This is a genomic window from Terasakiella sp. 4MB5A (assembly GCF_050058155.1).
GTDB lineage: Bacteria > Pseudomonadota > Alphaproteobacteria > Rhodospirillales > Terasakiellaceae > Terasakiella > Terasakiella halodenitrificans.
This window is the reverse complement of record NZ_CP188815.1, coordinates 3,238,448-3,252,500: the sequence shown is the minus strand read 5'-3', so window position 1 is coordinate 3,252,500 and position 14,053 is coordinate 3,238,448. Positions and strand designations below refer to the sequence as shown.

At 47.0% G+C, this 14,053-nt stretch carries 14 protein-coding genes, 1 tRNA gene and 2 rRNA genes (1 of these 17 only partly in view); 6 read left to right on the top strand and 11 right to left on the bottom strand.

What is annotated here, in order from left to right:
• From ACI0FF_RS15430 to ACI0FF_RS15420, 3 genes are all read left to right on the top strand, one after another.
• Positions 1–1,502: ribosomal RNA gene (locus ACI0FF_RS15430) — 23S ribosomal RNA — on the top strand; it begins 1,246 nt to the left of the window's first position.
• Positions 1,503–1,592: 90 nt separating this feature from the next.
• Positions 1,593–1,707, top strand: a 5S ribosomal RNA gene (gene rrf / locus ACI0FF_RS15425).
• Positions 1,708–1,787: 80 nt separating this feature from the next.
• Positions 1,788–1,864 (top strand) — tRNA-Met (locus tag ACI0FF_RS15420).
• 382 nt (positions 1,865–2,246) lie between these two features.
• Here the strand turns inward: ACI0FF_RS15420 and ACI0FF_RS15415 are convergent.
• Positions 2,247–3,662, bottom strand: a complete 1,416-nt coding sequence (locus ACI0FF_RS15415; protein WP_419797666.1) for an IS1380 family transposase — start codon at positions 3,660–3,662, stop codon at positions 2,247–2,249.
• 105 nt (positions 3,663–3,767) lie between these two features.
• Here ACI0FF_RS15415 and ACI0FF_RS15410 point away from each other — a divergent pair, with 105 nt between their 5' ends.
• Complete coding sequence (locus ACI0FF_RS15410) at positions 3,768–5,072, top strand: tyrosine-type recombinase/integrase (RefSeq protein WP_419797665.1); 1,305 nt, start codon at positions 3,768–3,770, stop codon at positions 5,070–5,072.
• 79 nt (positions 5,073–5,151) lie between these two features.
• On the opposite strand, the gene ACI0FF_RS15405 is transcribed toward ACI0FF_RS15410, so the two are convergent.
• The 8 genes from ACI0FF_RS15405 to ACI0FF_RS15370 form a co-directional block, all read right to left on the bottom strand.
• Entirely contained in the window at positions 5,152–6,567 is a 1,416-nt protein-coding gene (locus ACI0FF_RS15405) for an IS1380 family transposase (protein WP_419797664.1), read from the bottom strand.
• Positions 6,568–6,799: 232 nt separating this feature from the next.
• Positions 6,800–7,084: a type II toxin-antitoxin system RelE/ParE family toxin gene (locus ACI0FF_RS15400; protein WP_419797663.1), complete on the bottom strand. Its 285-nt coding sequence runs from the start codon at positions 7,082–7,084 to the stop codon at positions 6,800–6,802.
• A gap of 5 nt (positions 7,085–7,089) precedes the next feature.
• The gene (locus ACI0FF_RS15395; protein WP_419797662.1) at positions 7,090–7,374 is read right to left on the bottom strand and encodes a hypothetical protein; all 285 of its coding nucleotides are present in this window, start codon (positions 7,372–7,374) and stop codon (positions 7,090–7,092) included.
• 102 nt (positions 7,375–7,476) lie between these two features.
• A complete protein-coding gene (locus ACI0FF_RS15390; protein ID WP_419797661.1) occupies positions 7,477–7,755 on the bottom strand; it encodes a tyrosine-type recombinase/integrase in 279 nt (92 codons plus the stop codon).
• Positions 7,709–8,392 carry a tyrosine-type recombinase/integrase gene (locus tag ACI0FF_RS15385; protein ID WP_419797660.1) on the bottom strand — a complete coding sequence of 228 codons (684 nt, stop codon included), beginning with the start codon at positions 8,390–8,392 and terminating at the stop codon, positions 7,709–7,711. Before ACI0FF_RS15385 ends, ACI0FF_RS15390 begins: the two co-directional genes overlap by 47 nt.
• A gap of 298 nt (positions 8,393–8,690) precedes the next feature.
• Positions 8,691–9,611, bottom strand: a complete 921-nt coding sequence (locus ACI0FF_RS15380) for a tyrosine-type recombinase/integrase (RefSeq protein WP_419797659.1) — start codon at positions 9,609–9,611, stop codon at positions 8,691–8,693.
• Between the two features lie 10 nt (positions 9,612–9,621).
• On the bottom strand, positions 9,622–9,948 hold the full coding sequence (locus tag ACI0FF_RS15375) for a DUF3768 domain-containing protein (RefSeq protein ID WP_419797658.1): 327 nt from the start codon (positions 9,946–9,948) through the stop codon (positions 9,622–9,624).
• A 36-nt stretch (positions 9,949–9,984) separates the two neighbouring features.
• Positions 9,985–10,284 (bottom strand): hypothetical protein, encoded by a 300-nt coding sequence (locus tag ACI0FF_RS15370; protein WP_419797657.1) that lies wholly within the window; start codon positions 10,282–10,284, stop codon positions 9,985–9,987.
• Between the two features lie 107 nt (positions 10,285–10,391).
• Between ACI0FF_RS15370 and ACI0FF_RS15365 the strand changes: the two genes are divergently transcribed.
• On the top strand, positions 10,392–11,108 hold the full coding sequence (locus tag ACI0FF_RS15365) for a response regulator transcription factor (protein WP_419797656.1): 717 nt from the start codon (positions 10,392–10,394) through the stop codon (positions 11,106–11,108).
• Here ACI0FF_RS15365 and ACI0FF_RS15360 read toward each other — a convergent pair.
• The gene (locus ACI0FF_RS15360; RefSeq protein WP_419797655.1) at positions 11,105–11,470 is read right to left on the bottom strand and encodes a DUF7222 domain-containing protein; all 366 of its coding nucleotides are present in this window, start codon (positions 11,468–11,470) and stop codon (positions 11,105–11,107) included. The genes ACI0FF_RS15365 and ACI0FF_RS15360 overlap by 4 nt on opposite strands.
• A gap of 350 nt (positions 11,471–11,820) precedes the next feature.
• Here ACI0FF_RS15360 and ACI0FF_RS15355 point away from each other — a divergent pair, with 350 nt between their 5' ends.
• Positions 11,821–13,113: a hypothetical protein gene (locus ACI0FF_RS15355; RefSeq protein ID WP_419797654.1), complete on the top strand. Its 1,293-nt coding sequence runs from the start codon at positions 11,821–11,823 to the stop codon at positions 13,111–13,113.
• A 2-nt stretch (positions 13,114–13,115) separates the two neighbouring features.
• On the opposite strand, the gene ACI0FF_RS15350 is transcribed toward ACI0FF_RS15355, so the two are convergent.
• Positions 13,116–14,015, bottom strand: a complete 900-nt coding sequence (locus tag ACI0FF_RS15350; RefSeq protein WP_417822376.1) for a hypothetical protein — start codon at positions 14,013–14,015, stop codon at positions 13,116–13,118.
• Positions 14,016–14,053 lie beyond the last annotated feature (38 nt).

Genomic DNA, 14,053 nt, shown 5'->3' with positions numbered 1-14,053 from the left:
TGACATGAGTAGCGATAAACAGAGTGAGAAACTCTGTCGCCGAAAGCCCAAGGGTTCCTGCGCAAGGCTAATCCGCGCAGGGTGAGTCGGCCCCTAAGACGAGGACGAAAGTCGTAGTTGATGGGAATCAGGTTAATATTCCTGAACCTGGGAGTAGTGACGAATGCCGGAATTTGTACGTCCTTATTGGATTGAACGTGCAACCAGGGTGTTCCAGGAAATAACTCTCCCGTATAGACCGTACCCCAAACCGACACAGGTGGGCAGGTAGAGAATACCAAGGCGCTTGAGAGAATGGTGTTGAAGGAACTCGGCAAAATTCACCCGTAACTTCGGGATAAGGGTGACCTGTATTTGCGCAAGCAGATATGGGTGTCACAAAATTGGGGGTGGCGACTGTTTACTAAAAACACAGGGCTCTGCGAAGTCGCAAGACGACGTATAGGGTCTGACGCCTGCCCGGTGCCGGAAGGTTAAAAGGAGTGGTGCAAGCCATGAATTGAAGCCCCGGTAAACGGCGGCCGTAACTATAACGGTCCTAAGGTAGCGAAATTCCTTGTCGGGTAAGTTCCGACCTGCACGAATGGCGTAACGACTTCCCCGCTGTCTCCAACACCAACTCAGCGAAATTGAACTCTCCGTGAAGATGCGGAGTTCCTGCGGTTAGACGGAAAGACCCCGTGCACCTTTACTATAGCTTCGCAGTGGCATTAGTAACTAAATGTGTAGAATAGGTGGGAGGCTTTGAAGCAGAGACGCCAGTCGCTGTGGAGCCACCTTTGAAATACCACCCTTTTAGTTATTGATGTCTAACCGCGGTCCGTGAAACCGGATCCGGGACCCTGCGTGGTGGGTAGTTTGACTGGGGCGGTCGCCTCCTAAAGCGTAACGGAGGCGCACGATGGTAAGCTCAGGCTGGTCGGAAATCAGCTTTTAGAGTGCAATGGCATAAGCTTGCCTGACTGTGAGTCTGACAAGACGAACAGAGACGAAAGTCGGTCATAGTGATCCGGTGACTCCTCGTGGAAGGGTCATCGCTCAACGGATAAAAGGTACGCCGGGGATAACAGGCTGATACTACCCAAGAGTTCACATCGACGGTAGTGTTTGGCACCTCGATGTCGGCTCATCACATCCTGGGGCTGGAGCAGGTCCCAAGGGTTTGGCTGTTCGCCAATTAAAGTGGTACGTGAGCTGGGTTTAGAACGTCGTGAGACAGTTCGGTCCCTATCTGCCGTAGGTGGAGGATACTTGACAGGATTTGCCCCTAGTACGAGAGGACCGGGGTGAACGAACCTCTGGTGTACCAGTTGTTCCGCCAGGAGCATCGCTGGGTAGCTAAGTTCGGACAGGATAACCGCTGAAAGCATCTAAGCGGGAAACCCACCTGGAAACTAGGTATCCCTGAGAATCGTGGAAGACTACCACGTTGATAGGTCAGGTGTGGAAGTGTGGTAACACATGAAGCTAACTGATACTAATCATTCGATAGGCTTGATGAGCAACCATCATGCGTAGAATTAAAAATCTACAAATCAATTCTCAACAGAAACCTGTATAATATAAAAGATAATCTAGATCTCTTTGGATGGCCTGGTGGTTATGGCACGTGGCAAACACCCGATCCCATCCCGAACTCGGCCGTGAAAACACGTTGCGCTGATGGTACTTCGTCTTAAGGCGCGGGAGAGTAAGTCGCTGCCAGGCCTTCCAAAGAGATCTAACCTATCACAATCGTTACCCAAAGCCGCCTCGCAAAAGGCGGCTTTGTCGTTACAATATACCAACGCGGGGTGGAGCAGCCCGGTAGCTCGTCAGGCTCATAACCTGAAGGTCGTCAGTTCAAATCTGGCCCCCGCAACCAAATTAAGCCAGTTAGTGCATTGTACTAGCTGGCTTTTTTACGTTTTGGGTACGGAGATTTGACAGGCTGAATCTCTCGCGATATCATTACACATTCCTTACACACTTTACTGCTCCACTTGTGAAAGGCCTGTTATGACTGAGAAACACACCATTATCCCGGATAATTCACAAATTGATTTGTCGTGGGTATTTTCCTTACCAATTACCCAAAAATCATTTGCAAATGGGTGCAACCCATCCTGGCTGGCAGGTTTGTGTTGGTGGTGTGAGGATATTTACGCGCAAAAACAACCATGGGTAGATTATGTATGATTTGGGGGCGTGCTGACCTGTTCCTTTTTGTAAAGGCTGTAACTTATTGCGCACTGAATAAGCCGTTTTTATATGGGGGCCATGAGCCGCTGCCAGGCGGTGAAGAAAAGGCTCTGACAGGGATAGGCATCCGGGAAGCTCAGTTTAATCCGGCGCACAGAACGCGTGACCTTGGCGCCAATCTTGAAAAGCTTCAGTCGGATGGTGCGGGGGGCGGCTTGGGAGAGTATCGTGCCTTTCAGCGCTTTCAGGCGAAGATGCGTCATCAGCACATAGGCAAAGCCCTCCAGCAAAAGGCGCAGGTAGTTGGAACGGAATTTATGTGCGCTTGCGCGATGCCCAAATAGATCGAGCTGACAATCCTTGATGCGATTTTCCATATCGCCACGCGGGCAGTAGATTTTTTCGTACAGCACACGAGCGACAATGTCTTTGCCCAGGGGTTGTTTGTTCCTTGCCATCTCCTTGCGCGCTTCCTTAACCCCACGGATCACGCGGGGGCAGGTCTCATCCAGCGAGGTCATGAGAAAACGGACATGCTGGTCACTGCCCTCACGATCTTCGATTTTGGCAATCACATTGTAAGGCCGACCCCACGACCCGGTCTTGGGAATATGGGCAAACAGGCCGAAGTTTTTCAGGAAGGTGCGCCCCTCTTGGACCCGTTGCTTTGACGTTTGTGAACGGGCCTGTGTTGCCTTGCGCAGAAGATATGAATTACGCGCCAGTCCAAAGATAAAGTCCACTCTGTTGGCCTTGCACCAGCGAATGAGAGGTTTGCGCACAAACCCGCTATCTGCGCGCACCAGGATATCGACCTCGGGCCAAGATTTTCGGATTTGTTTGACGATGGTGGAGATGGCGCGGCGGGCCCCTTTGGCCCCATCACAATCGCCTTCGCGCAACTGTGCCCACAGCAGGTGCGGCCCGCAGAAAATATACAACGGCAGAAAGCCTCGCTGTTCGTAATAGCCATTCCAAGCCGACATTTCCTGATGACCATGCACTTCAATATCGGTGGCATCAATATCAAGAATGATATCATGGGGGGGCTGCTTGTGATGATCCAGAAACAGATCGCACAGCAGTTCCTGCATTTTATAAAAACGAGGACTGAGTTTGTGATAGCGTTTGTTGCCCGTTGTTGTGCAGCACTCCACCCGCCCCAGGGTGACGGATGAGGCCAGCTTGTCTGTTTCTTTTTTGGACATCAGCCGCAGGGCCGGATCAAGACACAGGCTGTCATGATCATTCAAATCCTCATAGCCAAGGGCCAACCCTGTCACCCGCTGGGCCAGCAAGTCAGGCAGGTCGTGGCGAATATAACGCGCATCGCGCTCATCCCAAAAACAACCTGCCAAACGGGAAAACAAATTCATCCGGCGCGCTGCTTGGCGCAATAAAACCACCCCGCCATCCGACGTAATCTCCCCACCGTCGAAGGCGGCCACAACCTGCTTTTTCCCCTGAGATGAAAACAACATCGAAAAACACCCTGTTATTTTTAGTCACAGAGAATTTTAACATAACTCGCTGTTATTGTTCATGTTATTATAGATAAGGTAAAGGTTTGTGACGAATTCGGGATTATGGGCGATAAAGTCCATGTTTACCGCCGTGAGAATTCCAGATACTGGCAATGCTCAACTTTTATGGCGGGAAAAAATCATCGCACCTCTACCAAAGAAGAAAGCTTGGCTCGGGCTAAAGATTTTGCTGAAGATTGGTTCTTTAACCTCAGAGACAAAGACCGCCAAGGTCTGATCAAAAATGAAAAAACCTTCAAGCAGATCGCTGAGCGCTTCACTCATGAATATGAAGCCATGACCAAAGGCGAGCGCAGCCCGAAATGGGTTGAGGGACATAAGGCGCGTCTTCGACTTCACCTTGTCCCCTACTTTGGTGACAAGGGATTATCTGAGGTAACGGCTGGTGCCGTTCAAGATTATCGTATCCATCGTATGGAGACGGCGAAAAAACCACCTTCGCGCAGCACTTTGCATGATGAAATTGTTACTTTGCGCCAAGTTCTCAAAGTTGCCATCCGCTATGGTTGGCTGGATCACTTGCCCGACTTGTCGCAGCCCTATGGCGCACAAGGCAAGGTCGTTCACCGTCCGTGGTTCAGTGGTAAGCAATATGAACAACTTTATAATGCCACAAGAAAGAATGCAGCCGTTACAGGTGGTCGCCATAAGAAACAAGCTGAAGACCTGCACGATATGGTGCTCTTTGCCGCCAACACAGGTTTACGCCCTGACGAATTGTTCAATATTGAACATAGAGATGTGGAGATTGTCGAAGATATAGACACCGACGAGACAATTCTTGTCATTGAAGTTAGAGGTAAGCGAGGCGTAGGTTATTGCAAATCCACCAAAGGTGCCGTGCGCCCCTATGAACGCATCTGTCAGCGCAATGAGTTTGAAGAAACTGACAAGGTCTTCCCCCACAACCATCTCAAGATGTTTAACCGCATCCTTGATGAACAAAACCACAAGCTGGATCGCGACGGTCAAAAGCGAACCCTCTACAGCCTAAGACACACCTACATCTGCCTCCGCCTCATGGAAGGCGCAGATATCTACCAAATAGCCAAGAACTGCCGCACATCGGTAGAAATGATAGAACGCCATTACGCCGCCCACATCAAAAACACCCTAGATGCCTCCGCAATCAACGTGCGCAAAGTAAAGAAAAAGCCGAAAGCTCTTTCAGGCAAGAAAGACGCAACGGCTGAGTATTTAACCCGGATAATTCACAAATTGATTTGTCGTGGGTATTTTCCTTACCAATTACCCAAAAATCATTTGCAAATGGGTGCAACCCATCCTGGCTGGCAGGTTTGTGTTGGTGGTGTGAGGATATTTACGCGCAAAAACAACCATGGGTAGATTATGTATGATTTGGGGGCGTGCTGACCTGTTCCTTTTTGTAAAGGCTGTAACTTATTGCGCACTGAATAAGCCGTTTTTATATGGGGGCCATGAGCCGCTGCCAGGCGGTGAAGAAAAGGCTCTGACAGGGATAGGCATCCGGGAAGCTCAGTTTAATCCGGCGCACAGAACGCGTGACCTTGGCGCCAATCTTGAAAAGCTTCAGTCGGATGGTGTGGGGGGCGGCTTGGGAGAGTATCGTGCCTTTCAGCGCTTTCAGGCGAAGATGCGTCATCAGCACATAGGCAAAGCCCTCCAGCAAAAGGCGCAGGTAGTTGGAACGGAATTTATGTGCGCTTGCGCGATGCCCAAATAGATCGAGCTGACAATCCTTGATGCGATTTTCCATATCGCCACGCGGGCAGTAGATTTTTTCGTACAGCACACGAGCGACAATGTCTTTGCCCAGGGGTTGTTTGTTCCTTGCCATCTCCTTGCGCGCTTCCTTAACCCCACGGATCACGCGGGGGCAGGTCTCATCCAGCGAGGTCATGAGAAAACGGACATGCTGGTCACTGCCCTCACGATCTTCGATTTTGGCAATCACATTGTAAGGCCGACCCCACGACCCGGTCTTGGGAATATGGGCAAACAGGCCGAAGTTTTTCAGGAAGGTGCGCCCCTCTTGGACCCGTTGCTTTGACGTTTGTGAACGGGCCTGTGTTGCCTTGCGCAGAAGATATGAATTACGCGCCAGTCCAAAGATAAAGTCCACTCTGTTGGCCTTGCACCAGCGAATGAGAGGTTTGCGCACAAACCCGCTATCTGCGCGCACCAGGATATCGACCTCGGGCCAAGATTTTCGGATTTGTTTGACGATGGTGGAGATGGCGCGGCGGGCCCCTTTGGCCCCATCACAATCGCCTTCGCGCAACTGTGCCCACAGCAGGTGCGGCCCGCAGAAAATATACAACGGCAGAAAGCCTCGCTGTTCGTAATAGCCATTCCAAGCCGACATTTCCTGATGACCATGCACTTCAATATCGGTGGCATCAATATCAAGAATGATATCATGGGGGGGCTGCTTGTGATGATCCAGAAACAGATCGCACAGCAGTTCCTGCATTTTATAAAAACGAGGACTGAGTTTGTGATAGCGTTTGTTGCCCGTTGTTGTGCAGCACTCCACCCGCCCCAGGGTGACGGATGAGGCCAGCTTGTCTGTTTCTTTTTTGGACATCAGCCGCAGGGCCGGATCAAGACACAGGCTGTCATGATCATTCAAATCCTCATAGCCAAGGGCCAACCCTGTCACCCGCTGGGCCAGCAAGTCAGGCAGGTCGTGGCGAATATAACGCGCATCGCGCTCATCCCAAAAACAACCTGCCAAACGGGAAAACAAATTCATCCGGCGCGCTGCTTGGCGCAATAAAACCACCCCGCCATCCGACGTAATCTCCCCACCGTCGAAGGCGGCCACAACCTGCTTTTTCCCCTGAGATGAAAACAACATCGAAAAACACCCTGTTATTTTTAGTCACAGAGAATTTTAACATAACTCGCTGTTATTGTTCATGTTATTATAGATAAGGTAAAGGTTTGTGACGAATTCGGGTTTAAGATGACCCTCTTTGGAGCAAGCTGAGGGTCAGGGAAATATGAGTAAATGCCACGCGCATTTACAAGGTTGGTTTATGGGTTGAGAAATTTGCAAAAATGATCATGTATCATTTTTTTGTGCAAATTTAGAATTTGTCGGGCCATTTTTGCGAGGTATGCAAGATATGTAAGACTTCAACTCTATCAGGTGCAAGCTGATAGACCACGATAAAAGGAATATCTTGAAAGACCAGTTCTTTTGTTCCACTCACCCGACCAGAACGCCCCATGTCCGGCATATCTGCAAGCATGGACGTTTTATCAATCAGTCTCAGTGATACCTTTTTGGCGGCTTGTGGATTCTCAGCAAAAATAAAATCGCGGATGAGGCGTAAATCATTTTGCGCCGACGAGAGCCAGATAATTTGCATTTAAGCTATTTCGTGTAAATATCGGCTTGAGGGGCTGGAAGTTCGTTATCCGTTCCCCATGAGTTCACCCATGAGGCAACATCATCATGGGCGATAAAAGGTCCGCCCTGATCGGCTTGTACCTTGGCTTTGTGAATTTCATCAATCTGCCATTTTTGCACCGATACATATTGCGCCAGTATAGAGGTGGCATATTCGTCGACAGACGTGTGCGAAAGCCCCGCAAGCTTTTGCAGTTCGTCAAAAACGTCTTCTTTTGTGACGTCGATACGGTGAACAGTATGTGCCATAGCTTCTACCTTGTTAAGAATGACTTTATTATAGAGAGGTATTTGGTGTTTGGCAATTTTTGAGAAAATGATAATGATCATGCATCATTGTCCTAAATCGAGTTACAAAAAATTCAATGGATGGTTATTAATCTGTTCCCTCAAATGATCATCACTGGCGCTCATGTAAATCATTGTCGTTTTAATGCTGGAATGCCCCATCATTTTGGATAAAGCCAGCACATCACATTTAGCCCGAACCATAAGCGTTGCGAAGGTATGGCGTAGCTTGTGGGCGGAAAACTGAATGCCTGAGAGTTCAATAACACGCTTGAAAAGTCGTTTTAATGTACTGTCACTGATATTGGTTTGGTATAAAAAACGGTGAAGCCGTAATCTCAAGTTTTTCTCGCTCCTCAATGTATTTTTGAAGATGTAGTTTCAGTTCTGGTGACATTGGGATAATCCGATCTTTACCGCCTTTCCCATCTCGAACAGAAACGGTTTCTTCCTCAAGATTGATGTCGGTAAATTTTAGATCAATCAATTCCTGCCGCCTGATACCCGTAAATAGAAACATGGCAAAGATCGCTATGTTACGGCGTTTATGAAAGATAGGTGGCTTATATTCTTTGGGGATTGGCATGATCTGCACACATTCAAACAGACGAACCGCATCTGCTTGAGAGAGCGCTTTAGGCAGTTGCTGTGGCAGTTTGGGACGGGGAATATCTTTCAGCGGATTTACCTCAAGAGCCTGTTTTCTCGCGCACCAGTTAAAGAACGAGTTAAGCGAATTGTAATAGGCCATCAAGGTTCGTTCTTTCCAAGCCTGTTCTTTCATCCCCCAGAACATGAAATCCGAGAGTTCCAATTCATTCAGTTGTCGGGCGTGTTGATAGATTTTGAAGCGCAACAGGCTCTGAAAGCCTTCCCGATACCATTTGATTGTTTTGGGCTTTAAACGACGAATATTTTCAGCTTCGGCACAAAATCTTTCGTGCAGTTCTGTCAGTGTCAATTGAGCGTAGATCGACATAATTGAAAATGATTAGAAATCAAAAAGTGACCACCTGTCGGAGACAGTGGGTCACTCTTGAAGTCAAAAACTTGGGTTTTTCTTTATCTGGTGGAGCATGGCGGAGTTGAACCGCCGACCTCCTGCGTGCAAACTATGATGACATTAAATTTTGCGCGATAAAAACGGCGTTTTTGGCTTCAGGAAGGCGTTTATCTAATCTGAATTGACAGTGCCTTCGTTTTTTTGAATGACCTCATGTGTCACACATACGCTACAGGAATATTTTTGAAAATCAAGGCGATCTCAAAACATCCGCCTAACTGTAGAGGTGGATGTTCTGAAGAATATGATCTTTGTCTTTCTGCTCATGGCTAACATAGCGCATGGTGATGCGAATGTCGCTGTGACCGAGTTGTTCTTGAATAATAAAGGCTGATACGCCTTTCTTGGAAAGGGTGCTGGCATAGGTGCGTCTGAGGTCGTGAGACGAAAAGACTACATTGGCGAGTTTTCCCAGCCGTTCCGTCAATCTGCGAAATTCCCGTGCGGCAAATAGTCTGCCCGATTTGGAAGGGAACAGGATCAGGGTTTTCATGCGATAGAACTTTTCATGTTCCTTCAGGTAAATTTCCAAGGTCGCTTGAAGGTCTTCGGAGATGCTGACAAAACGATCCCTGTTGCCTTTACCGCCACGCACATGAAGGTGACGATCCTGAAAATGGAGATCATTGATTTTCAGATTGATGATCTCACTCATACGTAAACCCGTTTGTAAGGCCAAGCTGATGAGGGCGTGATTGCGGATGCGCAGAAAAGGAAGGGCTGAGGATTTGAGCAGAGCGACATAGAGCAGCTTGTGAACCTCTTCGACGTTCAGTCCTTTTTTCTTCACCATGGCGAGTTTAGGCTTTTGAATAGCGATCAGGGGATTGTGTCGGGTGTGTTTTGTTAAAGCCAGCCAATCGCCAAACTTCTTCAGGTTATTATGGTGAATATGATAGGTACGAATTGCCCAGCCACGATCATTGCGCCCATAATGAAAGAAAGGGCGTAGATAATCGGGCGTCCAATATCTCAAGCTCATGTGATCAGTATTGATGAATAATCTGAATAGGTGAAGGGTTTCACGGTAGCTCTGAATGGTCTTTGGTGACAGACCACGTTCGATTTTGACCTGCTCAATATAGTCATTGAACAGGTCTTCCAGTGATTGCCGATGAAAAAGCTTATCAAGCATAGGGTGGAGCTTAATATTCCGAAGCTAACAGCACCGTCATAACCCGTTCCGTTATCGTTGGGTCGGTTGGGTCTTCTGAGGCGTATTGCATGGATTTATCGTAATAATCGAATTTGAAATTGATCCTCTCCCTATCAACGGTGAGGGCAGCGAAATCTCTTTCACCATAAGGATCATTATCTTCATTGAAATCATCGAATTCTCGAATGGCCTTGAAGATGTTTTTTCGGGTGTCATTTGACAGAGCTTGAATGCCTTGGGTGATCATCACCCGACCACCGATGCCTTCTTTTCTGAGAAGGTCATTTAGTTGGGCAATTTTGTTTGGAGTTTCCATAAAAAGAAAAGTTAAGGGATGGAAAGTGATGCATGATTACTGAAAGTTCACATCACGCAGGAGCTTATCGACGAAGAGCTTGTAATATCGCTTTCGTGAAGCCTTTTTGTGTTTGATTTTGATGTAGCCGCGTTTCTGCAAGCCTACTATGGCGAGGTCTTGCAGATCGAGGTCAAGGGGCGCGTGATGAAAGCGTTCAGCAAGGCTGAGGTAGAAAGACCCGTCGGTGTGAAGCTTCTGCGCCTTGGCGGCTTCTGCATATTTATGGACGAGGTAGCCGAACATCACGGATTCATCCAGTGTGATCGGTTGGCGATGAAAGGAAAGTTTGGGCATGGCAAGTGCGTTAATGAATATTTGCCCTGAGTGTATGGGCAGGACGGTTGGAATTTGGTGGTAAAAGTCACTGGATTTAATCAGGACTTAATGGGGTTGGCATAAGGTTGGAAATATCCCCTAATTTCCTTCCCATGAATATCCTGATTGTTGAAGACCGACCTTCGGTTGCCCAAGCTATTGCCCAATGTTTTGATGGCGTTGGTCTGATCACAGAGGTGCAGATCGCCCATAATTTTGAGGCGGCGAACGCACAAATGAACAGGAAGCACTTTGATGTGTTCCTGCTTGATATAAATTTGGATGGCTCACGCAATGGGCTGGAACTGTGCAAACACATCCGTCAAACCAATAAGGAAAGTTTGATCGTTGTTATCAGCGGCTTCATCCGAGATGAAATTCTGGAGCAGCTCTATGCAGCCGGCGCAAACGACTTCATCCGCAAACCGTTTGTCAGAAAAGAAATCCGCCTCAAGGTCGTTCACTGGTGGAACTTCATCAAGGCGGGGAGGACAAAGAAACCCTGCCTTAAATATCACGACATGAGCTATGATCTTGAGAAAAGCCTGTTCAAGATCGACGGCAAAACTATTCCCCTCACCAAGGCGTTGAGGCGGTTGCTCCTTCTTTTCATGCAAAATCCCGAAAGCATCATTCCCTATAATCGTATCCAACGGGAAATTTGGGGCGACCATGACACAAGCCTGAAAAACCGGGATTTCAAAGGGCGTATCTTTGAACTGCGAAAACGCCTTCCAACCTCGCATAAGGATTGGATCAAAAGCGAGGCAGGCGTTGGCTATGTTTTAAGCAGAGCGGATTAAAAATCCAGCTCTGCTTCATTGGCGATTTGATATGCTGTGTGCTCAAAAGCAAACCAAGCAAAAAAGTTTTTTAGGTCGTATTGAACCTCAATGGCACAGCCAGTTTCTTCTTCGAAAGACTGACGTAATTCTTCGATCTCATAATAGTATTGATCGTAGAAGGCATGAGTGTCTGAATAGTAAACCAACTCAGATACACAGCCAGAAATACAACCATAGTTGAGAATATCGGACAGGTAAGTTTCAGGTTCGTCGTGATCCATGATGATTTGCGCGATATGAGCTTTCATCGAATGAGGATCGTTCTGAATAATGTCATCAAGAACAGTGATAAGCCGGGATTGTTCTGTTGCAGTTGCCATAATGAAAACGGATTAAGGAATAAGAACACCGCCCCAAAGCCCTCAGACAGAGCGAAAAAGGCAAGAAGGAACTCGCAGAGGCAAATTCTTGTCCTTTTGAGTGCTGAGGGCAGGTTTGGCGTTGTTTGCTTCCGTAAGTTCGTTTATTTGGCAAATTCAGAAACAGCATGGCGAAACGAATGTTCTTATTATGTTCTTGACTGGGCCGTCCCCATATGCCATATAGAACGAAGTCAACAGGAGAAGTGCGACCGAACGGTCTCTTCTCCTTTTTTCTTTTGAGCAAGCCGCTTCCGATTACTCGGAGGCGGCTTTTTTCGTTTTACCTCTATGAAATAAGGAGATTGAACATGGGAATGTTTGATCAATGGAAAAACTTCTTCTCGGTTGGAAATACGATCAGCCAATCATCCAACACACAGCCCGATGATATTTTGAAAACCAAATCAGCGTTGGCGCAAACAGGTGATTATAAAGTTCCTGATTTTGGCATTACCGATATTCCCGATATGGGGATGATTGATGGTTTGAAGAAGTTTCAGCAAAAGAACGGCCTGAAAGTCGATGGTGTCATGAAACCGGGAGGCCCTACAGAATCCAAACTCGGTGAGACAATGGCAAATCAGGGCGTCTCCAACACTGACTTATTGGAGGCTGCGAAACCCAAACCGAAAGTGCCTAAAATTGGCCCGTTGACAGGCTTGCCGGAAGTTAAAATGCCAAAGCTGAAGAAGCCAACCGCAAACATGTGGGAACAGGTAGCACAACAACAGAAACCGAAAGCTAACCCGTGGTTCCAATCCATAAAAATTAAACCTGTGAAGGATGAGGCACATTCTGCCAATACCCGCACAATGGATGGTTTGTTGCAATATTCCAAGAACGGTTCTTTACCTGCCTTATATGCAGACAGCCTAAAAAATGGCGATGAGAAAGCAGTTCATGAATACGCCAATTTTATGCAGCAACTCAGTGGTCGAAAAGGAGAGCGCGTAGAGGGTTTCCATCAAGAAGTCGTCTCTCGATTGCCTGAAAATGTGAGACAGGTTTTTGCACAGTTGGAGATGGACGTGGGCGGAAATGAAGCGCAGGTGGGAACGAATTCTGAGCCACAATTCTCTGAGCGGATCAAAGCACACTCAGCAGAAAATGTTCAACGGGGCAAAAATGCTGACGAACAATCTGAAAAAGGTCAAGGTGATCAAGTCGAAGAAAAAAAGAAAGGACCACTAGATGGGGAAGTAACACCTTGTTCGAAAAATGCTTCTATGATGGAAGCAGCTCGAAGTGGTCGAGATGGTGCCGAGCGCCAAATACGTCTGATCAAGACGGATCGCAAACGTGATGAAAAAGCTTTAGGAAGGGCTGAAGGTGATTTTCATCTGGCTGTTGCAGAACTCGGAGTGTCTCTAGCCACAGACGTTTTAACAGGTGCTTGGAAAACGATCCTGAAAGCTTTGGTGTCGGCAGGCGCAAACACTCTTGGTATCAATAAAGTGAAGCAAGCTTACACTAAATATGGAGAAATCCGATATAGATTGAAAAACTACGACAGCAACTTGGCCCCTCATGAGCGTGATTTTGAGAAGTATAAAAAGCGTCTAGCAGACTTGTATCAAGAGAGAAAAAAGCTTGGATGCTAGGTTTAAAAAGGCAGGGATGGAGTTTCTTTTGAAGCTTCATCCTCCATTGCAGAAATATCGCTTTTGCTCATGGATTGACTCAACCGAGCCAAATGCATGTCAACATCCAAGCCATTCTGTTTTGCTTTCAAATTCCAATAATAGGCAAACATTTTGGAGGCTCGGGTATTCTCTGTCTCATACATTTTAGCTAAAGATGCTTGTGCTTCGGGATGTTTGCCTTTTGCCGCGAAGATTAAAAACCGTTTCCGCTTGTCTAAATCGCCTTCGAATAATATTGCAGATAAAAAATAAGCCTGAATATTGCCTTCGTTTCTCAATCGAATGAGCCAAAACTCTGACAAAGTGTGTAGTCTGTCATCGGCTATAAATTTTTGAATTTCGTTTAGTTTTAGTTCAACATTTTCTTCCAGTGATTTTATAAATGCAAACTCACCTTCAAGAGCGCTTAGAAAATCGGGAGAATTTGGATACAAAACTTTTAAGTATTCTTTTAGCTCGGCACTTGTTTCTACGGTGGGGATTTCTTTGAGAAGGATGCCACGAATACCAGACAATGCCTGTTGTTTTTGCTGACTTGATTGAGCTTTCAGAAACAGCAAGTGAGACAAATTGAGAGCAAACATGCCATCAAGTTTTTCCTGTGACACCATCTGATAGTGTTGGATTGCCTTATCAATGTCTCGGGGGAGGCAGCGTCCCTTTTCATATAGGGATGCTTTCTGTGGGTAGGCTAAATTAGGGTCAATTTTGAGGAGATGTTCGAGTTTGACAAGTGCCAATTTACAATCATCGTTCATGATTGTTTTATTGAAGCTACTCCATAGCTTATCCGTCTCTTTATCTGCAAGTGCAGTTGTGGATAGTCCAACAACAAGAATTGCAATAATCACTCTATACATAATCTAAACCCAATAAGAAAATCCATTCTATACTGGCA